Here is a 24,690-nt window from a genome sequence, read left to right on the forward strand (position 1 = left end):
TGGATTGATAAAGAGGTTGTCATAAGCTTTACAGAAAATGCTTGTCATTATTGGGTCATCCGATTTATAAAATGATCGTCCCATGTAGCCGGTTTGAATAGTTTTTTTTAGGCTTATTCGGACTAGATCAAAAATCTTAGAATAATAAATGGACTAAAAATGTTTTCTCTTGCCAGCCTGTTCGAGAAAGTTGTGGAAAAATGTTGGCAAGGTCGTCTGGAAAATCTGGATGGCGAGGTTTTGACCGCGGCTCACTGTGAGAATGCGTGGCTCTCACTTACAAATGAGGAAGTTTGTTTCAGTGCTGGCGACCGCATTTTAGTGTGTACTCAGTCTGAAATAGAGGCGGTCGCCATTATGTTGGCGGCGTGGAAGATGGGGTTGGTGGTTGTACCTGCAAAGGGGGATCTGAGCCATTCTTCAATTAAAATGATCGCTTCAGACTGTAATGCCAAGGCGATATGGCGTGCTGGAAAAATTGAGGCCTTGCCCGATTATCAGCAGGAATGCTCAGAGTTTGAAGTATCTTCTACTCCAGTGGTCACAGGCGTAGATCTGGCTCTGGTTATCTATACCTCAGGAAGTACTGGTAAGCCAAAAGGCATTATGCTTACCCATCAAAATGTTCTGACCTCCTTGGCCTCAATATCCCAATATTTGGGCCTGACAGCACAGGACAGAATTTTGTGCTTATCCCCTTTATCATTTGACTACGGTCTTTATCAGGTACTATTTGCGCTATATAGCAACTGTACAACCATCCTCTACGACAAACCATTTAATCCCATACAAGCCCTTAAAACGATTTCAGAGCGGGATATATCTGTTCTTCCGATCGTGCCAGCAATGGGGGCTGCCCTGGTGAAACTGGTGGGTTTGGTTAAACCTGATCTCAGCAACCTGCGCAGTATCACCAATACTGGGGGCCATTTATCTGAGTACATGATTCGCGCCTGGAAGGAGTACTGCCCAAATCTAAATGTTTTCTCTATGTATGGTTTGACTGAGTGCAAGCGAGCCTTGTACTTGGAGCCAGAGCTTTGGGAAGAAAAGATGGGTTCAGTTGGCAAGCCGATTCCTGGCCTGGATGCACGGGTATTTATACCTCACTCAGAGGTCAGTAAATTTAGAGAAGCAAAAGCTGATGAGGTAGGTGAGCTTTATGTTCGTGGGACGGCAGTGATGCAAGGCTACTATAACCCCGCCGCTCAAGGTGGTGCAGAAATCCTTTCGGGCAGATATCGGGACGACAATTGGTTGGCGACGGGAGACCTTTTTACCCGTGATCAGGATGGCTTTTTCTATTTTAAAGGGCGTTCAAAAGACTTAATAAAACAAGGTGGATTTTGCCTGTTTCCAAAGGACTTGGAAAATCATATTGATATGTGCCCATTGGTGCATATCAATGCAGTCATCGGCACTAGAGATAAACTCGAGAATGAAGTGGCTACTTGTATTGTGGAGCTTCATGAGAATACCGGTGACAATCAGAAGCAGTTTCGCACTTGGCTGAAAGCGAACATAGATACTGACTACATGCCAAGAGATATCAGGTTTGTTGATGGAATTCAATTAACCGCTAATAGCAAGGTCGATAGGAAGCGCTTAGAACAGGATTTACAAGTCCATGCCTAATGATCTGAGTATATTTAGGCGGGATCCCGCCTAAAACATAAAACGCTAACTTAATAAAAATATAAACGATACGTTTAACCCTTGGGGGAGTTATGGGTGCACTGTCAGATGCGCTGGTTCAACAGTTGGGCCAAAACAAGAAACAGCTATCTACACCTTGTTATATCTATTCCGTTAAAACTGCTCACGATAACTACAAGCAGCTGAAGGAAGCGCTGGGCACGGGATTGATATACTCTCTGAAAGCCAATAGTTGCCTTGATTTAATACTTCGTTGTGGGCACATTTTTGAAGACGGTATTGAGATTGCATCTATAGGCGAACTAAATCTACTTCCTAAAGGGAATAGCCCCCGATTTGTCAATAATCCATCGGCAGATAAGGCCTTTATACGCGCTGCCATTGCGAGTAAGTGCCATTTAATTATCGACAACCTCAATCAATTAACTTTAGTTGAGGAGTTGAAGGCAAGACGGCCAGTAAACCCCGTCGTTTTAAGGCTTAATCCCTCAATCTTGAGCCACTTTGATAGGAATCAAAAGAGATTAAGAAAAGATCATTTTGGTTTCGACTGGAATGGCTGCCTTGAGGCTTTGGATTTTTGTAAGAAACATGGGATTCCAGTTTTAGGTTTTCATTTGTTCAGGGGCTCATACTCATTTAATAAAGGTGCTTTCGACACTGCCAAAGTGGCTTTACAAGTCGTTTATGAGTTTGAGGAAATACTGGGATACCCTCTGTCATTAGCCAATCTAGGTGGTGGGTTTGACCCCAATTGGCGGGAGCAGGAGTTTGATTTTGAGCAATATAGAAATTTGATTGCTGAATTTCCAGATCATATCAAGGTAGTTCACGAGAGTGGTCGAGCAATTATGGGCTCAGCCGGTTATTTCGTCACGGAAGTTCGCTATAAAAAGTCCATTAACGGTGACAAGTACGCCGTATGTGACGGGGGAATGGCCCAAAATTTCCTGTTGGCAAAAACGGAAAGTACCTTTAAACGATTCCAGCAACCTCATGTTTTGCGTAATGGGACTCCTCTAAAAGAAAATGATGAGGGGCAGAAAGTCCTTTTAGTAGGCACTTCTTGCAATAAGGAAGATGTGATTGGGGAAGTCAACAATATTGACCTTCGAGAAGGGGACTTAGTCATATTCGATGGGTGTGGTGCCTATAACGCAAGTTATACCGTAGCACCTTTCCTCAAGTTGCCGGCTCCGAACTCTTATCTGGTGGAGTAGATCATGGAAATGCAATCGGTTGTAGGTGGTTTTGTTCTCAATCAATTATCCAGTATTTCACCAGTGCCCAGCACATTGAAATCGCTGTTAGAAAATTCTTGTGCTCGGCTATTCGATGCATCAATGATTATCGAAGATCCTTTGACAGAGCTTGCACCACTTAGGGATGCTTCGGTTCAGCAGCCATTAGAGCAGTTTGAGCAGACCTTTGTTATTGATCAAATTATTGACACTGTCCGGGATGAAGGGCTGGATAATCACTTTCACAATATGATCGGGCTATTTGGCTCGATTATGTTGAGCCTGACTGCTACAGATGATCAGCTTGCCCAGGTCAATAAATGGGTGGAGCAGGGGATTTTCGGCCACTTCCTTATGACAGACCCCGGCGGCCCGAGCCTTATGGGTTGGAAGACAGAGCTGGCTGAAACTGATAGCGACATGCTACTGAATGTCGATAAGATCCACGGCATTGAGGCACATAAGCTTGGCTTTGCCATGGTAGTTACCAAGCAACCGGGAAGGCCTTTTCCCCTGACAGTGATGTTGCCGCCAGAACTCTGTAACCAACTACGGCAGAGTACTGTAGGAGAGCCGTTTTTAAATGGCACCTTACAGCTGGGAAATTGTAAGGGTAAAGTATCAATTACCAAAGATATGTTGTTGAGCAAAGGTGGGTTGGGTAGCGTCAATCGATTTTTAACACTGGTTCGCCCGCGCTTTGTTAAATCACTAATGCACTTTGTGCTTTGGCTACATGACTGTAAAGAAGCTCATTTAACCAGCGAAGATCAGGCTCATATAGAGTATCTAATTTATTTGTGTAATGAGCAGGTAGCTGCAACCACTTTCTCTATGCACAGTGTAAACCGTGTACTGGCAACGAAATTTACCAGCAATGAGCTTTTGCTGAACCTGGTCTTGTCAGGAAAGATCAAATCCGTGAATCGACAGCGCGATCTGTTGGCTTTCACAAAAATGGAAGGCAGTTCATATCGGTGCTTCTTTGAGATATATAGCAAATTTAAGGGGCTGCGGGTATGAGCCTGTATTTACGATCTGCAGCTTTTATCCCTATAGAAGGTATCACTGCCTCATCCAGTAGTGATGTATCAACTGCCTTGGGTGATATTGCCAGGATTATCCGAAGACAGACAGATAGTGTATTAGATGCTGCTCCAGAGATAAAAGATTCGCAAATAGATCGCCATTTTTTATGCTCTACCATGATTGAACTTCCTTTGAGTTCATCGGCGATTAGTGAGCAGGACTTCAATTACGGTGATAATGCAAGAGCGCCAGTTACCAGTTTTGTTAATACCTATGAATGTGCATCTTGGGGTTATAGCCTTCGGCATTACCTGACACAAAATCCGGAATCGCGCTACTTACTGGTTAGTATTCTTGACGCCAATGTTTTAGATCTAACGTTTTGGCGAGAAAATGAAAATTGGGGCGATAGTGGTTTTGGTCTCTGTACATTGTTGTTTGAAGTGCGGGATCTTGACAGTATAAACCTTAATGCATCCTGCACGATTACTTATAATACAACTCCGGAATTTGCCACTGTCATCCGAAAAATGGCTGTTGGACGAGATGACCTGACTTTATCTTTGCCGTTCTTTCCAGAGAATATTCGCCAAATTTTCTCCAAATTGTTGTCGGCCAATCAAAAGTTACCAGACTTGCATGATCGATGGGGGCATTGTTTTGGTAGTGATCCCTGGCTGAATATTATTTGCCAAGGCGCTGAAAAAGGCTTTGACAAGCAAGAAAATTTTCTGGCCTGTTCGATTGCATTGAATGGCTATTATTGCACTGTAGAAGTTACCGTTGATGAACAAAGTCACTTCTATCTAATGGAGGCCGCGTGATGAAGACTGTTGAGCTATCAACGTGTCTCGAACGTAACCCCTATCCGGACACATTGAAATCCTGCTTAGCACAAATGCTGCCGTTGAGTACTGAGCAGGACTATCTTGCATTATCCAGTCTACCAGTTAATTCCAGCCCGGTGCTACTGAACCATTCGGAGCACTATCAATTACTGATGGATATTCTGCGATACTTTGAAGATTCTGAACTGGATATAGACTTAATCTTGATAAAAATGCAGATGCCCGCTGGTGGGCGTATGCCGAGTGCTCTATTACAAGACACCGTTTTAATGCTTCATGACCTGGCTGGTGAAGAAGCAATATTGGTTAGAGAAGGAAGACGATATATAGCTATTGAGGATAGCTTGGTTCGCCACCCATTTGAAGCGGGAACAAACCAGCTGAAAATCAGGTTGGCAGTGGATATTGATTGCCATGATCTCTTAATTGAGGGGCTTTCTAAATTACTTATCGAGTGCGGTTTCGGTGATATAACAATAAATACCATGGACGGGACAGCATAAAGATGTTTATTAAAAACCTATGGGTAGACAGTGGCGGGCAGGTTGATCGATTACTTGATGCCTTGAGAGGACACCTGGATCAATATGATTTGTTACCAGAGCTTATCTATGTGGTTTCTGCGGGAGAGGCTAATGTTCTACAGGATAGTCGGGTTGTAGAGTTTATAGCAGACCTTGAAGATGGTGGGCATAATATTCGATTTGTTGGTAGCGCCTGCACCAGCTTCCATGCTGCAGTATTGAGTTTTTCAAAGTGTAGTGAAGCCGAAGCTTTGATCTTAAATCTCGAACTGGGCAAAGAGCGGCAACAAGAGTGCCTGGATTCATTGGGAATTGGAGTTGGACCTGATCAAGATGGCTTAGATGTTCTTGTAGGTGTGGCGGCTACCTGGGTTTGTCGAGAGTATTGTGAAACACATCTCTGTCAAATATCCAGCTGCGATATTCTCTCTCAAGCGCCATCTTTATCTGGCGCACCAGATTTAGTAAAGAGTATTAAGCAGGTAATCTCAACCAACTCTAGTGATGATACTCGAGTAGTTTCCTTTGATATCCGCTCGAAATGGGCCAAGGGGCTCCTGAAAGGGTTTTCGCACAGCGATAAGGCCTCATGGTTACCCAGTATCGAAGAGGACGGCTGGCACTATTTGAGTATTAAACCTCTATCTGAATTGATCAGCTATTACATTGAGGAAACGGTGACTGATTTATGGCTGTTAACTCTAGGGGGTGGCGGCAGGGTAGGTTGCCTGAAAATAGACATTCCTTCGCCCAATTTTCAGGGCTTTCTTTCAAGATTGGTAAATGTTGAGAAATTGGTGTTAGAAGACGCCTATATAGATTTTAGTTCCGCCCAGCATCTGGGTGACACTCTAGGCCAGGATTACCTTTCGCATATTCGTGAGGCATTAAGGTATCCCAAGAGGATTTACCGTGGAAGACATAACCAGATATTTGACTGGGTATTAGGTGCAGGTAGTTGGCGTACGCTGTTGGAATATCAAGGAGCAAGACATGGATAATAATATTTATAAAACTGATATAAGAGAATTTAAATTCCTTATTGAAGAACAGTTCCATGAAGCTAAAACTCTGTTCAGTGACCAGATGTTTAAAGGGTGCTCACCAGAGATTCTCCATGAAATTTTAGTTCGGGCTAAAAAATTCTCTTATGAGGTTCTCGGGCCGGGATACCAGGATTCAGATCGAGAGGGATGCCAGTTAGAGAATGGGAAAGTAAAGCTCCCGAGCGCATTCCCTGAGATGTGGCAGAGGTTTAAGGAAGACTGGGGGAATATTTCCTCACTTGAGGGCGAACAAAATACAACTATTCCGCCCTTTGTAATGCAAATGCTCCTGGAAATGTTTATGGGGGCAAATCCAAGTTTTATGACTTATGGTGGTTTTTGCCTGCCGTCCTCCACCTTGGTGGAAAAATATGGAACCGATCTGCAAAAAGACTTGTTTAGGGACAAATTAGCCACTTCAGTGTGGACATCTTGTCTCTGCCTCACTGAACCCCAGGCGGGAAGTGATGTATCCCTTGTAGAGACTCGCGCTGCGAAACAGGAAGATGGCACTTATTTGTTAACGGGCGAAAAATACCTGATAAGCGCCGGTATGCACGACCTGACAGAAAACACCATTTATTTCGTTATGGGTCGTGGCGAAAAAAGCGGCTCGGGCACCTACGGTTTGTCCTGCTTTATTGTGCCTAAGTACTGGGTTGAAGAGGATGGGAGTCTCGGTGGGTTTAATAATATCGAATGCATTTCTCTAGCTGAGAAAATGGGCTTTAAAGGGTGTGCAAACACTCACCTTCGGTTTGGTGACAATGGCCCCTGTAGAGCTTACCTACTGGGGAATCGTGAGAATGTAGGCTTGTTGCAGTTTCTTACCTTGATGAATCAGGCACGAATCAGCACAGGTGTTTACGCCTTGGGTATGGCTTCCTCAGCCTACTACAATGCACTTTCCTATTCGACAAAGCGCTTACAGGGCAAGAGATTTCACGAGAGCTTTAGCTCTACCGCAAGCCGGGTCAATATCGTTGAGCATACCGATGTCCAGCGTATGTTGTTGGAAATGAAATCCAAGGTAGAGGGCTGTAGAGCACTGATTGCTAAACTGACATTGTCAGAGAGCTTAGTCAAAATCTACCAGGGGCAGGAAGACAAAAAGGATCGCATTGCTCACTATCAGGGTTTAATGAACCTGCTAACTCCAGTTGTTAAAGCCTATATCAGCGACCAGGCTTGGCGTATCTGTGAATTGGCGATCCAAACCTGTGGTGGTCAGGGTTATCTCAAGGATCTGGGTATAGAGCAATATGCCCGGGATATTAAAGTGCTGGCAATCTGGGAGGGAACGAATTATATCCAGAGCCAGGACTTGATCCGGGATAAGTTAGGATTGGGTAACTCCAGTAAGCTATTCCAATTCTACCAGGCAGAAATTGACAATTTCCTCGATCGGGCCACGGACTACCCTCAGTTTGAGATTGAATTTGAGCGCTTAAAGACCTCGTTTGGACATTTCGAGGCAGCACTGAAAGCTGTGCAGGTATGGGTGAAGACAAAAGAAATGTTCAAAATCCCTGCCTATAGCACACGTATTCTACATATGCTTGGTGATATAACCTTGGCCTGGCTTTTATTGGAGGCTGCATGTGCGTCATCAGATAAGTTGAGTCAGGACCTGAATGATACTGATGAGGAATTCTATCGCTCAAAAATTGTCAGTGCTAAATTCTTTATTCGCAATGAGTTACCCCGTACCAAGCTGGTGCTGGATATCCTTCAGGATCAGGACTCTTTTTTTGAAATGGACGCTTCCTCCTGGAATTCATTATTATCAAATGTGGAGGCTGTCTCATGAACAAGCTTGATCAGCTGGAATCCAATTACGATGTAGTGATTATCGGTGGTGGATGGGCTGGCTTAACCCTGGCCCGTCAACTTAAGCTCAATGATGGTGCTTTAACCATATTGGTTGTTGAGGCAAATACTGAGTTTAAGGCCAAAGTTGGTGAAGCGACAGTGGAGATGACCGGCCATTACTTTATGAAGCAGTTGGGTTTGGTGAATTATCTCTATAGGAATCACTTGCCTAAAAATGGTCTGCGTTTTTTCTACGATAATCCTGAGCATACACTGTCATTAACAGAGATGAGTGAGCACGGAACCACCAGTATTCCGCCTCATCCAGCTTTTCAAATTGACCGGGCCAGATTGGAATCCGACCTTGTCGATATGAATAGGGCGAATGGCATAGAGGTTATTCAGGGCGTAAAAGCAAAAAATCTCAACATACAACCAGGTGATGAACTCCATTCTATAGAGCTTATGGAAGATGGCGCTAGCGGAGTGGTTAACGCCCACTGGTTAGTAGATTGCAGTGGTCGAAATCGGGTTGCTAAGAAGCATAAGAAGCTTACCCGTGTTGAGAATGTCCCTAAACACTTCTCTGCCTGGGGTCGGTTTAAGAACATACAGGATATCGACTCTATGGGAGATATGAATTGGAGAAAGAAGGCCTTTGGACGCTTTCTTTCAACGAATCATTTTTCTGGAGATGGTTACTGGGTTTGGTTTATACCCTTAAGTGGTGGCTATACCAGTGTAGGTATCGTTGGCGAGAATAGTAAATTCGACAAGCCGCCCACAAAGAAGCAAGACTTCCTAGACTTTTTGTTGGCTTATAGAGCTATTTCGGAGCTTCTGGAAGGCGCCGAGCTTATTGATTTTGAGGCTTGGGGACAGCTTGCCTATAGAGCGGATGAGTTTATCTTCGAGGACCGCTGGGCTACCTCCGGATTTTCCTCGATGTTCCTTGATCCTCTGTTTAGTGGTGGGGGCGATATGATAGCCCTGTTTAATGACCATATTTGTAAGTACATTGTTGCCGATATCTCAGACAATAATCGTGATGAAGCTCAGCAGCGGCTTGCAAAAGAATTGCCGATCGCGAATCAAGTGGTCACAGAATTTTACCAGGGCCTCTATGCTCATGTAGCAAATGTATACCCGGTTATTGACTCTGCTGAACTGTGTTCTCCTTTGCTTGCCTACAATACCGCTGCTTATTTCCTGGAGAGTGCCTGGGATTATATGTCAGGCAATTATCTGGATCAGGAGTACTGGCTACGCAAAAGTTACCTGCGCCGTGGATATATGGCCCTTGAGTTAATCCTGCAACGCCTTTTAGTTGAAACGGCAAAAGAGCTTAAAGCTCAGAATCGATATTTTCGCAGAAATAGTGAAGGTTTCTTTGAGTCCGGTGCCGATCACTATAAGTACTTTGTATATTTAATGGGAACCCAAGGCCGGGATGGTTGGCGAATCGATCTGCGGGTCAAACTTTGGGTTGAAGTTTTCCTGAGTGTTGTTCAGGCGCGACTCGACCTCCCTAAACTGGCAAACCGGATGGTTGTTCAGCAGGCTATTACCCTGCCTGATCTTTTACAAAAGCCAAATATGAATGGGGCTGACCTCAATTGGCTGCTTGAGAAGTTATCTATCAAGCTTACAGATCTAGTCAATGAGGATATGGCAGATCCAGTGAGCGTTATTGTATCGGAAGAGTCCTTCCACACAGATACGATTGAAGTTATGGATCTTGCGGGTAGCTACTCCAATAAAGAACTTGCTGAGGTTAACAAGAAAGCAAAATCTATCTGGGTGCAGACTCAGGAGTATATTGCGATCCCTAGTATGGTTCCTGTATTTCTTGCTTTTGCACGCAGTCAGCCGGATAGCATAATGGATTCGGTCATTGACCAGCGTGAAGCTATGCGCACAGCTGAATTAGACTCTGCTCATGCGGATTCGGAGGTTGTGTGATTCAGGAGTTCTTTCAGGCGCGGGATGGAAAAAAACTCTCCTTTCGCTGGTTGCCGTGCGATGAATCTGACTTGGTGCTTGTCTGCATGCACGGGAGCACGTTCAGTAGCCAGTGGTATTTAATGTTTGGACGGATGGTACACCGAAACGGTATTAGTGTGTGTCTGCCGGACTGGCGAGGCCATGGTAAGAGTGAAGGTGTTCCGGGGGATCTCGATTATTCCGATCAACTGCAAGACGATCTTGCCGATCTATTAAAACACCTCAAAAAAAGAGGGGCTAAGGCCTTTGTTCTTGGAGGGCACAGCGCGGGATCATTGGTTGCACTTAAATATCTGCACCTATATGGCAGTAAAGATATTGCAGGTTTTTTTGCGATAGCACCGCCGCTGACTCAGTCAGAGGAAACAAGAAAATACGATATTCCCGCATCTGGCTTTGAGTATTACATTCGTTACGGAAGGAAGCGTCACTATACGCGGCCTAGGGCATCGGCTGGTGATCAGAATCTGCCAAAAATAAAAATGCTGAAATATTGGCTGGCACTTTTGTTCCCCCCATTGAGGAAGTTATCAGTGCTGAGCTTTCCCCCGGTGGGATCAGCAGCGGGGAATCAGGGGCGAGTTCTGGACTGCACGTTTAACTTACTCAGTGCCTATAACGTAAAGAGATACGCGGATCTCTTTGCGAGTTTAAATGTACCCTGCCACTTTTTTGTCGGTGAGAAGGACGAAGTGCTTGATACCCACGTGCTCCACACCGTATTGAGCTGGTATCTCTCGCCCAGTATTAAGGCTGGACTCACCGAGTTGCCCAGAGCTACTCATATGTCAGCTATTTCTGCTTCGGCGAAGCCTATTTCCAGCTGGTTGACAACTTTAGTGCGGCAACCTGAGGGAGCTGTTGCATGAGACCTAGCAAAGGCAAAACTCCCCTGATGAGAGAAAAACTGTTGCCCGTCGGTGGAGAGGTTTCACTGAGTTCATTTTTAAGTGATACCGATTGGGGAGCAGGGAACGGCGAAGACTGGACAGCTTTAGGAACTATAAAGAGAAGTGATAAAAACACTTTTTACTTGCAAGTTGGCAAGGCGTTTCGATTTCCCCTTTATTATTACCTGAAGGACGATCGCCTATTTGTTGGTCAGGATTTATCACTATTTCCTGCTGTTGGTGCCGATACGGTAGATTGCCACTACTTAATTGAAATTGAGTATTTTGGTTTCTCCATAGAAAGAAAGAGCCTTTTGCAGAATGTTAAAATGCTCTTTCCAGAGGATGATGTTGTTATATCAGCCAGAGAGCTTATTTGGCTCTCTGCTGAACATCATCAATCTGGGTCATTTGATGCAGCCCTGGTGACTCCTGAAGAAACTACCGATAAACTCTTCAACAGTTTACCTGAGGTAACCTCTAAGCTTTTCTCGCCTGTTGATACTACTTTTTATGCTCATATTGCCAATCGTTTGGCGGAGTCAAGCGGCACCAAATTAAAAGTGGGTAGAAATAGCCTGCCTTTAACGGTTGGCTATCAGGAGAAGCGGGCAAAGATCTTTAATACGGCTCATAAAAATAGAGTCGTAGAAGGGATCGATCTACAAAGTTACACCGATATGGTACAGGAAGAGTTGGATCGAGCCTGGCAGGACTCAGAATCAAGTATCGATAGGGAACATTATATCTTCCAGACATTCTATCTGCCTTTTGCCCAGTTTTTACTCAATATACTGGCAATGAATACCAGCAAGATGGTGGAGATTGTTGGTGGTTCGGGAGATGAGGGTGTAATACCCCCGGCACTTTCAATAAGTGATAAACCTATCTGTAATGTTTACGAATCTTTTCAGCGGGTGTTTTTTTATGGACACCATTGGCTTGCAAAAGTCTGGTTCTATATACCGCCCATGATCAGTTCTGCTGCCATAAAACAGCAGCAAAAATACTCAGAACGAGAGCAGCATGTTTGTGTTTTTACTTTAACGTTGGACTACTTGCTGCGATTTAATAACTTAAAAATAGGAAATGTTACCGGAGAGTAAATATGTCTACAGCAGTTGTAGAAAGCAATGTACAAGAGCTATGTGAGCAAATAGCTCTTATGCTGAATGTTGATGCTGTCGATGCAGATACACCCATTGCAGAACTCGGGGTAGATTCCCTGAATATTGTCGAGGTGATTTTAATTTGCGAGCAGCTGTACCCTGGTGTGATGAGCCCCGAAAATCTCGTTTTTGATGAGCACACCACCCTAAGGGAAATGGATGGTCAACTACTTGAAAACTCGGAAGAAGTCTAGCGTACTTCGGGAGCAGTCAATGTTTAAAAAAGTACTTACCATTCTTATCAGTAGTTTTTTTATTGGAAATGTTGTTGCCTGGTTTTCAGGTGCTGCTCCCATCGAGTTTGGCAAGATTGCCTATTCAGAAGGCGAGATGGAGCAGGTGGAGTTTCTCCAGCAGGAGATTGGTGAAAATAGTACAGATCCCGACTTGATGTTGGAGCTTGGACAGTTATTTAGTCACCATAACGAGCTTGAGAAGGCTGCCCACTTACTGGAAGCCGCGTATCAACAGCGTCCAGACGATATGCTGATACGTGCAGCGTATTACTCCAATGAGGGCAAGCGCGCAGGTGCGATGTTTGACCCTGCGATGGGGCTTTACAAGCTCTACCGTCTGCGCCATGCGATGGATGAGGTGGATCAGGCAGGTCTCAGTGCCGATTCAGATTTTAATGTGCGCCTGATACGGTTGATTACTTTTTCTTATGTAGGGGAAGTAAGCGGCCACTTTGAGCGGGTGTTCGAAGATGAAGCCTGGTTTAAGAATCTGATGGACTCAGAGCCCGATCTATTGCCGGCTGCTATGCAGCAGGTGATGTATTTGTCTTTGGCTAATGCCTACTGGGTGAAAGCTGGAGAGGGCACTGAGGATTTGGCAGTGGCCATGGATTACTACCAAAAAGCAATAGCAATGGCTCCTTGTCCTGCCACGATGCAAACCTCTTGTGAGCAACTGGGGCAAATGGCAGTCACCCTGGGTAAAAGTTAATGTTGGTTGAGCTTAAGCGTGTTTCAAAGCGCTATCGATTGGGCGATCTCTGGGTCGACGCCTTGCGGGATATAGATCTTGCTATCGATCGAGGTGAGTTTCTGGCTGTGAAAGGACCCAGCGGTAGTGGTAAGAGCACATTATTGAATCTTCTATCCGCATTGGATCAGTGTGATTCCGGATCAGTTCATATTGATGGCGTTAATCTCGGGAGTTTGGGAGAGCATCAGCGCTCCCTGTTCCGAGGTCGTCATATTGGGATTGTTTTCCAGTCTTTTAACCTGATTCCCGTGCTTACAGCACTTGAGAATGTGATGTACCCGCTGACACTGCGGGGGGCTAACAATGCCAGGCAACTAGCGTTAGACGCTCTGGAAGCAGTAGGGCTTGCCAAGTTGGTTAATCAGCGTCCTACCCAGCTTTCGGGGGGGCAGATGCAGCGAGTGGCGATTGCCAGGGCAATTGTCAGTAAGCCGGATCTGGTGCTTGCGGACGAACCCACAGCCAATCTGGATTCGCGCACGTCGGAGAGCATTATGAGCCTTATGAAGCAGCTCAACCGGGAGCAGGGTGTCACTTTTATCGTAGCCACCCATGATGATTATGTAACCAGCTTGGCATCCCGTGTTATCACGGTACGAGATGGTCATTTGGTAGAGGATACAGCTTCGCCTCAAGGTATTGTTCAGGAGGCTATTGCATGACAGCAATCATGAAAATGTTGCTGGCTAGGGGCCCGCTAACTAGAGCGGCTTTGGCTATTTCAGTTGTATTCTTAATTTCTGCACCAGCTTTGGCGGAAGACTTCGTCTTTCCAACTCCGATTCCATTCACCAATAGCGAAAGGGAAGCGCTGTTTGCTGCTGTCAGTGGAGAAACGACCAGTGAACAAAAAAAGCAGGCCTACTTGGCTCAGCTTGCGCGCCTTACGTCGATGGAAGATGTAGAGTTGCAGGATGTTGAGAAGTTAGAGGCTCTGATGCAGTCACTGGTGGAGAGTCTCCCGGATGACCCGGAACTCAATGCTGCATTGGGATCGACAACTTCCTTTAAATCCAGCTTCTACCTTGATCGATTGGCAAAACTATCGCTGTTCTCCAGACGAGGCAATCGCATGATGGATCGGGCTGTTAAACAATCTCCATTCAATCTGGGCGCCCGCCTTCAGCGGGGAATCAGCTGTGCCAATATGCCGGCCTTTCTAAAAAGAGCGCGCTACGCTGTTGAAGACCTGGAGCTGGTTAGGGAACAGGTGGGCAATCGGTTCGGTAAAGAATTTCTTGGCTTTGTAGAGTTCTACCTTGCCCAGGCTTACGAGCGCAATAAACAGCCCGATGATGCCCGGGATCTTTGGGGAAAGGTGGCCGAGTCGGATACCGACTGGTCCGCTAAAGCCAAGCTGGCGCTTCGGAGTATTTAGTCATGGGCTTGGGTTGGAAAGTTGCACTGCTGAATATTATGCGTAACGGGCGCCGCAGCCTGATTACCTTGGCTGCGATCGTTTTCGGTTGTACCAGCCTGATTATTTTTGGCGGTTTTGTACAGTCGATGTATGAGGGGATGCGGGAGAGTATGATCCGCTCGCAGCTTGGTCATATACAAATCTATGCCAAAGGCTACAACCAGTTTGGCAAAGCGGAACCGGAAAAATACCTGATTGCTGATGGGGGCCTTCAAAAGATTTCCGAGCTGGTAGAAAATGAAACCGATACGTTGGTGGTAGCGCCTCGCCTTAATTTCAATGGCCTGCTTAGTGATGGCAAGCAATCGATAGCCATCACTGGAATTGGTATCGATGCGGAGAAAGAAGTGATGCTTTCCTCTGCAATTCAGATTGTTCAAGGGGACGATCTATTTCCAGAGGATATTTCTGCTGCTCACCTTGGAGAAGGCTTGTTCAATGCCCTGGATGTTCAGATTGGGGACTACTTGACCCTGCTGGCAAGCACCCAGGATGGGGCAATCAATGCTGTCGATGTACAGGTGATGGGGGTAATCACAACCGGTGTTAAGGAGCTGGATGATCGCTTGCTCAGGGTGAATTTGCCTCTGGCCCAGGAACTGCTCTATACGTCAGATATTACACGGCTAGTGGTTTTATTGGAGGAGACCGAACTTACATCTACCTCAATTGCAACTCTGTCCGGTGTATTTGAGCAGAACAATTTGAACCTAGAAATAAAAAGCTGGGAAGAACTGGCGGGTTACTATCATCAGGTTGTTGGCCTGTTTAACGGGGTTTTTGGTTTTATTACCGTTATTGTGTTGGTAATCGTCGCGTTGAGTATTTCCAATACCATGTTGATGGCAGTCATGGAGCGCACCCGCGAGCTGGGTACTATCCGGGCAATGGGCGGTACTCCCCGCCAGGTTGTAAACTTGATTTTACTGGAGTCGGTATTTCTCGGTTTAATCGGAAGTTTGCTGGGGCTAGTGATTGGTGCACTGGCAGCCAAGGGAATTACCTATGCGGAATGGATGATGCCCCGGCCACCGGGCAGTACCCAGGACTATCCTATCCGTGTGTTTGTCGTGCCGGATATCTTATTGAAAACATTCCTGTTGGGTTTTTGTATTTCACTTGTTTCCAGCCTTTATCCAGCGATAAAAGCGTCCCGGCTGCCGGTAGTAAAAGCACTTAGGTTTACTTGATTTGGGTCTTCTATGTGTAAGTTGAATTCTTTTTATGGGTGGGTGTTGGCGATAGCCTACTTGTTGTTTAGCTACTCAAGTTATGCATCGGTTTCGGCTGAGTCACTGGTTAATAAACTGGATGATTTTCGCGGGTTCAGGGATCAGGGCTTTAGCTTTGATATCACCAATATCAGCTATAAAAAGGACAAGGAACCCCGCACCAATAAGCTCAGTGTCAAAGTGTTTAACGATCAATCACTGATCCAGTTTTTGGCACCCGCCCGGGAAAAGGGCAGGGCAATGCTAAAAGAGAGCGCCAATATGTGGCTCTATATTCCCGGCACGCGCAGGGTTATCCGGATTGCGCCCTCACAGCGGTTAATTGGCGAGACCAGTAACGGTGATGTAGTGGGAGCAAATTTCTCCCGGGATTACACCGCAGAGCTGCAAGGGCAAGAAACTGTTGATGGGGAAGATTACTGGGTGCTGTATTTATCGGCAAAATCCTCTGGCGTTGCCTATGACAAAGTAAAAATATGGATGGCACAGGCTGAGGGAAACCTGCCTTTAAAGGGGGAGTTTTATACCCGCTCTGGGCGCCTCCTTAAAACAGCGCACTATAAAGAGTTCAAGCAGTTTGAAGGCGAGCTGAAACTGCATAAATTACTCTTGGTGGATGCACTCATTGACGAGAGTTATACCTGGATGAAGTTCGATGACTATCGTCTTGAGAGCCTGGACCCAGCAATTTTCCAAAAAGGCTCCCTTGGCAGGCTGAATTGAGGTGAGTCGGTAATGGTTATCAGAATCAGGACAATTCTCCCATTTATACTCCTTCCTCTCGCTTTTGCTGAAAAAGTTGCCAGTGCCGAAGACTATCAAGACCCTTTCGAGACCAACTCGGAACTTTTCGATGAAGTGAGCACTGAGGAAGGGGTTTCTCGAGTTGTTTGGGATATTGATGCTTCGCTATTGGGGTATCACCAGCAGAATGAAGTTCGGGATGACCTCTATTTCGATCCGGGTCTGTTTGTCTTTGATGAACAAGAGTCGTTGCTTGCTCTGGATCTCAGTGGCCAGTTCTCCCTGGGAGCACACTTCTCAGTTTACTCGCGGTTTGCGGCGATAGAGCACTATCGGTCTAATGAGGCTGGAACATCTGAAAAAGAAACAGAATCCCATCTGCTAGAGGGGTATTTCTCTTCTTACACTGACAACCGAAGGTTTGGTATTAACGTCGGTCGGATAAAACCTCAGTGGAGCAACGGTTACAACTGGTCTCCAGCAAATCTTTTAAAAGCCACTTTTGATCGGCCCAATCTGGATGCCGATGAGCTTACCCAGCAGCTGGGCTGGGATATGGCCCACTTCGATTTCCGCTATGGTCGCTGGAACACTGGCATTTACATGGCTCAGGTTGAGGATAATCTGGGTGGTCACTTTGACACTAATAGAAATGACCATGAGTTTCAGTACGCACTCGTGGTGAATCGTGAAGGTGACTTGGATACCCGCTTGGTATTGCATCAGATAGAGGGGGAGGCAACCAATGTCGCTCTCGGATTGAGTACCTTGGCTGGAGACAGTGCCACACTCAGGTTGGAGGGTGCTTGGGAATATCAGCGGGAGTTACCGCAGCCGGGCGAACTCTCCTATTTTCCAGCAGAGGACGATGATTATTTGAAGCTGGTACTTGGTACTCAGCTCAGCTTCAACGGGGGATGGGATGTTACTGCGGAGTATCTGTATAACCAGCATGGATTCGATGATGACGAGTGGGGTTTGGTTCAAACGCAGGTAGATAGTGCAAAGAACGGATTGAACAGCGCGCGGGTTTATGAGGCGATTGCTTTTCTGTCCGATAGTTTTAACCTTTTATCTACCGGACAACTACGGCAAGAGTATTTGTTCTTGATGTGGGGTAATACCCGGCTGGATAAGAAGTTTCAATATCGTCAGAGTGTGCAATACAACCTGGATGACAAGAGCCAGTACCACAACCTGGAATTGATTCAGAACTGGACTGAGCATTTTAGTACTCGACTGCAAGCCCAGTTTTTCCGGGGTTGTGAGTCCTGTGAATTTGGTCTGCTGCCTACTGAAAGGCTTCTTAGGTTAAGTCTCTATTATGATTTTTAGCGCCTGCTGGCTAAAAGTGCTTCATATTTTTGTGCGATTTCCCGCTTGCCGGATTCCCTGCTAATAGAAATCAATGCCCGCAATATATCCAGGTCCTGCGGGAACTGGTGATAGCCGTCTTCTAGAATATCCAGGGCGAGTTCGCTGTTGCCTTCCGAGTGAACGGCTATGGCGTATACGTAGAGATAGCGACTCTGGGTTTGCTCATGCTCAGCCGCCGCCTTTAGAAAACCCATTGCCTCCTGGTGGCGGTTCTGGCGAACCAGGGAAAGGCCTAAGGCATGTTGGATTACGGCGATATCCTCACTCTTCGATAGTGCCCCTCTGAGTAATAATTCCGCATCGGTTTCACGTCCACTTGCCCGGTAAAGATCGGCCAAGTTGATATAGGCGGGTGTGTAGTAGGAGGCCTTGATTATTGCCCGGCGATAGAAGGCTTCCGCTTGTTGCGTGTTTCCTCTCTGAAAATGGAGGTTGCCCAGGTTTACCAGGGATTCGGGCCGGTCGCTGTTGAATAATTCTGAGGTGGTATAGGTTTTAAGGGCCTTGGAATATTGCTGCTGTACTTGCGCGGGCATAGTCCCGATCTGAGCATCGGTAACGCCATTGGCTGCCAGCGACCTTGTTACGGCCATTTTACTGAAAAGCAGCGGTACACCGATCATCAGTCGCAATTGCTCCGGTAGTTCATCCAGAGACTGCGCAAGGGCCAGGTTTAATAAGGGTTCTTCGCCCTGGGCAATTTGTTGGAGTAACTGAGCGGAATTTATCGTCAGGTAGTGCGGTAACAAACGGATTGCGCTGGCCCGAACAATCTCCGGTTTACTGTCGTCCTGAATAAGGTTCATTAACATCTTATCGGCCTCGCTATCCCCGCGCATAGCTGCGTGCAATGTCTGCCCATAGTGACGGGGAGGTGAGCCGTATTTGTCTTCCAATATCTTCGCCGCCCACTGGCTCGATTTATCTTGATGGCAGCTGTTGCAAGTATTGGGGGTGCCCAGCGCCTCGGAAAGGTCAGGCCGGGGAATGCGGAAACTGTGATCCCGGCGTCCATCCACCTGCATAAAATTTTTCTTCGGCATATGGCAGTTTGTGCAGCGGGCACCGGGGCTTTGAGTTGGGTGCAGATGGTGATCAGTACGGGCAAATCGCTCCGGCATATGGCACTGGGCACAAACTGCATCACCAGCTGCTCTCAGTTGTAGGCTGTGGGGGTTATGACAGTGGCCACAGGTAACACCTGCTGCGTACATTTTGCTTTGCAGAAACGATCCGTACACAAATACCTCGCCATCGGCCTGGCCATCTGCGTGGTAGATAGGCTCTTGCAGAAGTGTGAGGTTGAAATGATCCAGTAATTCGCTGTTAGCCTGCGCCCCCGGTAAATGGGTACTCCGCCGAGAATGGCACTGGGCGCAAGTTGTTATTTCACGCTGGATGGCTGCCGATGGCGCAAGCTTGGCAATCCCCGTTTGCAGATCCATTTCCCGGATCTGTTGGGTTGGATCAATAAAATGGGGATCTAGCCCTTTATTCGGCAATACCTCATTTTGTATTTTTGCCCACTGAATGTGCCTTGATCCCGGGCCGTGACAGGATTCGCAACCGACACTGATCTCTGACCAGGATGTCTGGTAGCTATCGGTTTGTAGGCTATAGGCCTTTTGCAGATTGGTGGAATGGCAGTCGGAACACATAAAGTTCCAATTCTGGTTTATGCCGGTCCAGTGCAGGGGATGTTGATGGTCTATCGCTTGATCGGGATAGAGATGGAACCAGCGCTGGCCACCAGCAGATTTGTCCCGGCTGTCCCAAGCAATACTCAGTGCCTGAAAATGTCCGCCTCCCAAATCAATCAAGTATTGCTGTAAAGGGTGGACACCAAATGTATAGGCAAGGGGATAGTCCTGAAGGTCTCCATTGGGCCCATCAGTGCGTACGTAATAGCGCCCTTCCTTTTGATAGAAGTGAGATTTCTGCCCCTGATATTCAAATGCCACCCCGGAGAAATCACCTAGAACGCTGTCGCTATTGGCGGCCTGCATTGCCAGCTGGTGGTGGGAACCTTGCCAGGCACTGGCCTCATCTTTGTGGCATACGGCGCATTGCGCGGAGCCCACGAAAGTGGCTTCTGAGCTGATTGCTTCATCCTGGCGCTTGAGAGGTTGGGAATCAACCGGCTCTTCGTTACCACAGGCCACCAGTACGAGACAGATAAGGCTGATTTGGAGGAGGCTAGTGCCAGCTATATTTATCACGGTTTTTTTATTGTGATGAGTTTTTATCTTAGGGAGTTATTCAGAGGCTCCCTAGGCCAAAAGATTAGTTCATATGCCGTAAATGTCATTTTGTGAGAGGGCCAGAATGCTGGATTGGAAATTTAGGGTTGCCCTGAGCCGAGGGTGTCTATTGCTGGTTTTGGTAATCAGCTTACCGGCACTCAGTTCTCCCTTGCCATCCTGGCAAGATGGCGTTAAAGCCCAAATTGTGGACTTTGTTGACAAGGTTACCCGTAGGGACAGTGCCGACTTTATACCTGTCGGTGAACGTATAGCGGTATTTGATAATGATGGCACCCTCTGGTCCGAGAAGCCCGTGTATTTCCAGCTGCTCTATGCCGCCGATGAAGTTAAAAGGCTAGCGCCCCAACACCCAGAGTGGAAAACCCAAGAGCCCTTCGCTTCGATCCTAAAGGGCGATTTATCAAACCTGCTGGGGCAAGGCAGGGAAGGTTTGGAAGTAATGCTTACTGCGACTCATGCGGGATTGAGTACGGATGCCTTCCAGCGCTCTGTTGCCCAATGGCTCAGGAGCGCTAAGAACCCGGAAACTGGCAAGCACTACAGTGCGATGGTGTTCCAGCCCATGCTGGAGTTGCTGGACTACTTAAGAGCAAATGGTTTTAAAACCTACATTGTTTCGGGGGGCGGCACTGACTTTATTCGAGTGTTTTCCCAGGAGTTATATGGAATCCCCCCAGAGCAGGTTATCGGCAGTCGCCTAAAGTCCCGCTATGAAAATGGGGGTGGTCACCCCTATATCGTGAAATTAGTTGAACTGGCCTTCCTCACTGATAAACAGGGGAAGCCTATCGCAATTAATGACGTGATTGGCCGGAGGCCGGTTTTTGCCGCAGGCAATTCCGATGGTGATTTACAAATGCTGGAATGGACCACCGCCGCTAAGGGGCCGCGTTTTGCCATGCTGATTCATCATACCGATGCCAAAAGAGAATGGGCATACGATAAGAACTCCTCAGTGGGGCGCCTGGACAAAGCGCTACAAGCCGCTAAGACAAATAGCTGGTTAGTGGTAGATATGGCGAAGGACTGGCGGACGGTGTTTCCGCCAGAAGAGAAGGATCAATCAAGCCAGGGGCCGGTGATTCCTCAAGTTCCCGCCTACCAGGACTAGTCTTAAAGCGGTGTATTGAGCCTGCCAATATTGAGGTGTGTAATGCTCCTGATCTCCCGAACCCGTCTCCGACTGTTCCTTTTGGTTATGCTGGCTGCTGTATCCCTTTCCCCTGGTAGCCTCTTCGCGCAGACCAAACCCAATATTTTGGTGATCTGGGGAGATGATATTGGCATCTGGAATATCAGCTTCAACAGTCGCGGCATGATGGGCTACACCACGCCCAATATTGATCGGCTGGCGGTAGAAGGCCTTTCTTTTACCGACTACTACGGCCAGCAATCGTGCACAGCAGGCCGCGCAGCGTTTTTAGCAGGTAATGTCCCAGTGCGCACCGGCATGACTAAAGTGGGGCTTCCTGGTGCCAAAGAGGGTTGGCAGAAGAGTGATGCCACTATCGCCATAGTAATGAAAAGCCTGGGTTATGCCACCGGCCAGTTTGGTAAAAACCACCAAGGGGATAGGGACGAACACCTGCCCATCAACCATGGTTTTGATGAATTTTTTGGCAATCTCTATCACTTGAATGCGGAGGAAGAGCCTGAGAACCGGGACTATCCCAAAGACCCAGAATTCCGTAAGAAGTTTGGCCCCAGAGGAGTGATTAAGGCCAAGGCCGGCGGACCAATCGAAGATACCGGCCCCCTCACCAAGAAACGGATGGAAACGATCGATGATGAAACCCTAGCGGCAGCTATCGACTTTATCGAACGCGCCCACGCGGCTAAGACCCCATTCTTTGTCTGGTGGAATGCCACCCGGATGCACTTTCGCACCCATGTCAGAGAGGAGCACACAAACCTTGCGGGCCCCAACAGCAATGAGTATATGGATGGCATGGTTGAGCATGACATCCTGGTAGGAAAGCTGCTAAGTGTGCTCGACCGCCTGGATATCACCGACAATACCATCGTGTTTTATTCCACAGACAACGGCCCCCACTTCAATACCTGGCCAGATGCTGCAACTACGCCATTTCGCAGTGAGAAAAATTCCAATTGGGAAGGAGCTTATAGGGTGCCAGCTTTCGTACGCTGGCCGGGCAAATTTCCAGCGGGCACTACACTGACAGGTATTGTCTCCCATGAAGACTGGCTGCCGACTCTCGCTGCGGCCGGGGGGAACCCGAATATCAAGGAGCAGCTCAAGGAAGGGGTCGAGCTGAATGGGCGCGAGTACAGAAATTATGTTGATGGCTACAACATGATGGATTACTTCACCGGCAAAGCAAAACTTTCTCCAAGAAAAGAATTTATCTACGTAAATGATGACGGCCAAATTGTAGCTATGCGCTACGAACCCTGGAAAGCTATTTTCCTGGAAAATCGCGGGCGGGGTTTTGAAGTCTGGCGAGAGCCCTTTACTGAATTACGAGTGCCACTATTGTTCAATTTGAGGCAAGATCCTTTTGAAAAAGCCCAACACAACTCGAATACCTATAACGACTGGTTTATAGACAGGGCTTTTGTCTTGGTTCCCATGCAGCAACTTGCAGCAAAATTTTTGCAAACTATGAAAGAATATCCACCAAGCCAGGTACCTGGGTCTTTTAATTTGGATAAGGTACAGGAGCAGCTGGAAGCTGGAGCGAGTGGTAGTAACTAAAAATGTAGATACCAACACAAGTATCAATAAAGGTAGGGCCCATGGATAAAATTCATATTGCACTGTCGACTAATCAGATAGAAGAGTCAGTTGCCGACTACAGTAGAAGGTTAAATACTGCTCCCTGCGTGCATGTGCCCAATGAATATGCTTTATGGCGAACTGCCACTGTTAACCTATCGATTCGCCATGATCCAAATTGTGAAAGCGGAACGCTTAGGCATCTAGGATGGGAATCAGATGGTGCCGATAAATTTACCGCAGAAACTGACATTAATGGCATTACCTGGGAACACTTTAATGCAGAGCTTCAGGCAGATGAAATCAACAAGGCTTGGCCTAAAGCCAGCTACCACCCAAAGGCATAGCTGCCGGGGGCCGAAATTAGTCAAGAGGGCTGGTAACACCGCGCTCATGTACGCCTATAACATGGGTGTAAATCATGGTTGTACTGATATCGTTGTGGCCGAGTAGCTCCTGAATATTGCGTATATCAGTACCAGCCCGCAGAAGGTTGGTGGCAAACGAATGGCGAAATGTATGGCAGCTCCCTTCTTACGAATATCGAGGGCCGAAACGGCCTTGGCAACGGCCCGCCTAACTTGCTGCTCACCAATATGATGCCGTCGCATCATATCGCTGCGAGGGTCTTGCGATAGAAATCGAGCGGGGAATACATACTGCCAAGCAGCACTCGTCGCTGCTTGTGGGTACTTTTTCGCCAGAGCGAAAGGCAAATAGACATACCCATAGCCTTCAGCCAAATCCTGCTCGTGTAGAGAAAGCGCATGTGCTATCTGCACCCTGAGGGGCTTAACCAGAGACCGAGGCAGTAGTGTTCTTCGCCACTTCTCACCCTTGGACTCCCGTACTATCAAGCATTGATCACTAAAATCAATGTCCTGTACCCTAAGCCGCACAGCTTCCATAACTCTAAGGCCCGAACCATACATTAAAGAAGCAGCAAGCTTATTTGGACCGCTAAGGTGCTCTAATATGGAGGTTGCTTCTTCATGGCTAAAAGTAACAGGCAATCGCTTAGGCCGATGGCTTTTTTCGAACTGTAGTTGCCCTAATTCAATATCCAGAAACTGCTTATAGAGAAAGATAATTGCATTCAAAGCGGTTTTTTGAGTGTTGGCTGACACATTGCGATTAGCCGCAAGGTGACTTAACCACTTATCTATGTCAGCTTTTCCGAGTTCCTGCGGATGTTTTATCCCATGAAATCGTATAAAGTCCTTCACCCAAAAGCAGTATGTCTTTTCTGTTTTGTATGCCAAATAGCGAGACCGTATAAAAGCCCTAAAACGGTCCATAAAGCGGGATGGTCGCTGGGGTAGCGGAATAGGGATGTCATCCATTTTTACAGTCCGAATACTGTATGGATTAACAGTTTAATGAACATTTGACTGGGAGTCATCAGGATTTTCGATCAGTTTGACCGTTATTTCTGGCTTAGGGCCAGAATGGTTGAAAATCTGTTGTATTTCAATGGGTTAGGGAACTCGTATAAAATGGGTATAGTAGTCAAAGTGATCGTTTTTCCATTTGGCACAATGGTTCTGAAGGATGGGTAACATATTGATTTTGCTTGGATTTTGTGTGTTTTTTTCGTTAGATTGATTCCAGGATAGTAATCAGGATAATAGTGATCAGAATGATTACTATATAAATGTTAAGCATTACGAGGGATCGAGTGGGAATCCACGAAATAATTACAATGAC

At 46.8% G+C, this 24,690-nt stretch carries 22 protein-coding genes and 1 pseudogene; 20 read left to right on the forward strand and 3 right to left on the reverse strand.

Annotation, left to right across the window (positions count from 1 at the left end; all coding sequences use genetic code 11):
• Positions 1-159: 159 nt before the first annotated feature.
• The 17 genes from ACJJIM_RS06995 (at position 160) to ACJJIM_RS07075 (ending at position 17,940) form a co-directional block, all read left to right on the forward strand.
• The gene (locus ACJJIM_RS06995; RefSeq protein ID WP_444912792.1) at positions 160-1,635 is read left to right on the forward strand and encodes a class I adenylate-forming enzyme family protein; all 1,476 of its coding nucleotides are present in this window, start codon (positions 160-162) and stop codon (positions 1,633-1,635) included.
• Positions 1,636-1,727: 92 nt separating this feature from the next.
• Positions 1,728-2,876, forward strand: a complete 1,149-nt coding sequence (locus ACJJIM_RS07000; RefSeq protein WP_444912793.1) for a PLP-dependent decarboxylase — start codon at positions 1,728-1,730, stop codon at positions 2,874-2,876.
• A 3-nt stretch (positions 2,877-2,879) separates the two neighbouring features.
• Positions 2,880-3,920, forward strand: a complete 1,041-nt coding sequence (locus tag ACJJIM_RS07005; protein WP_444912794.1) for a hypothetical protein — start codon at positions 2,880-2,882, stop codon at positions 3,918-3,920.
• Positions 3,917-4,750 (forward strand): hypothetical protein, encoded by an 834-nt coding sequence (locus ACJJIM_RS07010; RefSeq protein ID WP_444912795.1) that lies wholly within the window; start codon positions 3,917-3,919, stop codon positions 4,748-4,750. The genes ACJJIM_RS07005 and ACJJIM_RS07010 overlap by 4 nt, the downstream gene beginning before the upstream one ends.
• A complete protein-coding gene (locus ACJJIM_RS07015) occupies positions 4,747-5,277 on the forward strand; it encodes a hypothetical protein (RefSeq protein WP_444912796.1) in 531 nt (176 codons plus the stop codon). Before ACJJIM_RS07010 ends, ACJJIM_RS07015 begins: the two co-directional genes overlap by 4 nt.
• A 2-nt stretch (positions 5,278-5,279) precedes the next feature.
• Positions 5,280-6,299, forward strand: coding sequence for a hypothetical protein (locus ACJJIM_RS07020; RefSeq protein ID WP_444912797.1), 1,020 nt, complete (start codon positions 5,280-5,282; stop codon positions 6,297-6,299).
• Positions 6,292-8,154, forward strand: a complete 1,863-nt coding sequence (locus tag ACJJIM_RS07025) for an acyl-CoA dehydrogenase (protein ID WP_444912798.1) — start codon at positions 6,292-6,294, stop codon at positions 8,152-8,154. The genes ACJJIM_RS07020 and ACJJIM_RS07025 overlap by 8 nt, the downstream gene beginning before the upstream one ends.
• Complete coding sequence (locus ACJJIM_RS07030) at positions 8,151-10,118, forward strand: NAD(P)/FAD-dependent oxidoreductase (protein ID WP_444912799.1); 1,968 nt, start codon at positions 8,151-8,153, stop codon at positions 10,116-10,118. The genes ACJJIM_RS07025 and ACJJIM_RS07030 overlap by 4 nt, the downstream gene beginning before the upstream one ends.
• Positions 10,115-11,029 carry an alpha/beta hydrolase gene (locus ACJJIM_RS07035; RefSeq protein WP_444912800.1) on the forward strand — a complete coding sequence of 305 codons (915 nt, stop codon included), beginning with the start codon at positions 10,115-10,117 and terminating at the stop codon, positions 11,027-11,029. Before ACJJIM_RS07030 ends, ACJJIM_RS07035 begins: the two co-directional genes overlap by 4 nt.
• Complete coding sequence (locus tag ACJJIM_RS07040) at positions 11,026-12,156, forward strand: hypothetical protein (protein ID WP_444912801.1); 1,131 nt, start codon at positions 11,026-11,028, stop codon at positions 12,154-12,156. The genes ACJJIM_RS07035 and ACJJIM_RS07040 overlap by 4 nt, the downstream gene beginning before the upstream one ends.
• 2 nt (positions 12,157-12,158) lie before the next feature.
• On the forward strand, positions 12,159-12,413 hold the full coding sequence (locus ACJJIM_RS07045; RefSeq protein ID WP_413665416.1) for an acyl carrier protein: 255 nt from the start codon (positions 12,159-12,161) through the stop codon (positions 12,411-12,413).
• A gap of 19 nt (positions 12,414-12,432) precedes the next feature.
• Positions 12,433-13,167 carry a hypothetical protein gene (locus tag ACJJIM_RS07050; protein WP_444912802.1) on the forward strand — a complete coding sequence of 245 codons (735 nt, stop codon included), beginning with the start codon at positions 12,433-12,435 and terminating at the stop codon, positions 13,165-13,167.
• Positions 13,167-13,871: an ABC transporter ATP-binding protein gene (locus ACJJIM_RS07055; protein ID WP_444896901.1), complete on the forward strand. Its 705-nt coding sequence runs from the start codon at positions 13,167-13,169 to the stop codon at positions 13,869-13,871. The genes ACJJIM_RS07050 and ACJJIM_RS07055 overlap by 1 nt, the downstream gene beginning before the upstream one ends.
• A complete protein-coding gene (locus ACJJIM_RS07060; protein WP_444912803.1) occupies positions 13,868-14,587 on the forward strand; it encodes a hypothetical protein in 720 nt (239 codons plus the stop codon). The genes ACJJIM_RS07055 and ACJJIM_RS07060 overlap by 4 nt, the downstream gene beginning before the upstream one ends.
• A 2-nt stretch (positions 14,588-14,589) precedes the next feature.
• Positions 14,590-15,819 (forward strand): ABC transporter permease, encoded by a 1,230-nt coding sequence (locus ACJJIM_RS07065; RefSeq protein ID WP_444912804.1) that lies wholly within the window; start codon positions 14,590-14,592, stop codon positions 15,817-15,819.
• Positions 15,820-15,831: 12 nt separating this feature from the next.
• Positions 15,832-16,584 (forward strand): outer membrane lipoprotein-sorting protein, encoded by a 753-nt coding sequence (locus ACJJIM_RS07070; protein ID WP_444912805.1) that lies wholly within the window; start codon positions 15,832-15,834, stop codon positions 16,582-16,584.
• A 12-nt stretch (positions 16,585-16,596) separates the two neighbouring features.
• The gene (locus ACJJIM_RS07075) at positions 16,597-17,940 is read left to right on the forward strand and encodes a hypothetical protein (protein ID WP_444912806.1); all 1,344 of its coding nucleotides are present in this window, start codon (positions 16,597-16,599) and stop codon (positions 17,938-17,940) included.
• On the opposite strand, the gene ACJJIM_RS07080 is transcribed toward ACJJIM_RS07075, so the two are convergent.
• A complete protein-coding gene (locus ACJJIM_RS07080; RefSeq protein WP_444912807.1) occupies positions 17,937-20,201 on the reverse strand; it encodes a tetratricopeptide repeat protein in 2,265 nt (754 codons plus the stop codon). The two genes, ACJJIM_RS07075 and ACJJIM_RS07080, sit on opposite strands and share 4 nt — an antisense overlap.
• Before the next feature lie 106 nt (positions 20,202-20,307).
• Between ACJJIM_RS07080 and ACJJIM_RS07085 the strand changes: the two genes are divergently transcribed.
• From ACJJIM_RS07085 to ACJJIM_RS07095, 3 genes are read left to right on the forward strand one after another with little or no spacing between them, the layout of a single operon-like run.
• Positions 20,308-21,357, forward strand: coding sequence for an HAD family hydrolase (locus ACJJIM_RS07085; protein WP_444912808.1), 1,050 nt, complete (start codon positions 20,308-20,310; stop codon positions 21,355-21,357).
• Between the two features lie 42 nt (positions 21,358-21,399).
• Positions 21,400-22,962, forward strand: a complete 1,563-nt coding sequence (locus ACJJIM_RS07090) for an arylsulfatase (RefSeq protein ID WP_444912809.1) — start codon at positions 21,400-21,402, stop codon at positions 22,960-22,962.
• Positions 22,963-23,003: 41 nt separating this feature from the next.
• Positions 23,004-23,330, forward strand: a complete 327-nt coding sequence (locus ACJJIM_RS07095; RefSeq protein ID WP_444912810.1) for a hypothetical protein — start codon at positions 23,004-23,006, stop codon at positions 23,328-23,330.
• A 16-nt stretch (positions 23,331-23,346) separates the two neighbouring features.
• On the opposite strand, the gene ACJJIM_RS07100 is transcribed toward ACJJIM_RS07095, so the two are convergent.
• Together ACJJIM_RS07100 and ACJJIM_RS07105 are read right to left on the reverse strand one after the other, a co-directional pair.
• Positions 23,347-23,472, reverse strand: a complete 126-nt coding sequence (locus ACJJIM_RS07100) for a tyrosine-type recombinase/integrase (protein WP_413665857.1) — start codon at positions 23,470-23,472, stop codon at positions 23,347-23,349.
• Between the two features lie 101 nt (positions 23,473-23,573).
• A pseudogene (locus tag ACJJIM_RS07105) lies at positions 23,574-24,326 on the reverse strand (integron integrase); the annotation flags it as partial.
• Between the last annotated feature and the right edge of the window lie 364 nt (positions 24,327-24,690).

Source organism: Microbulbifer maximicatervae (SeqCode), from assembly GCF_052467615.1.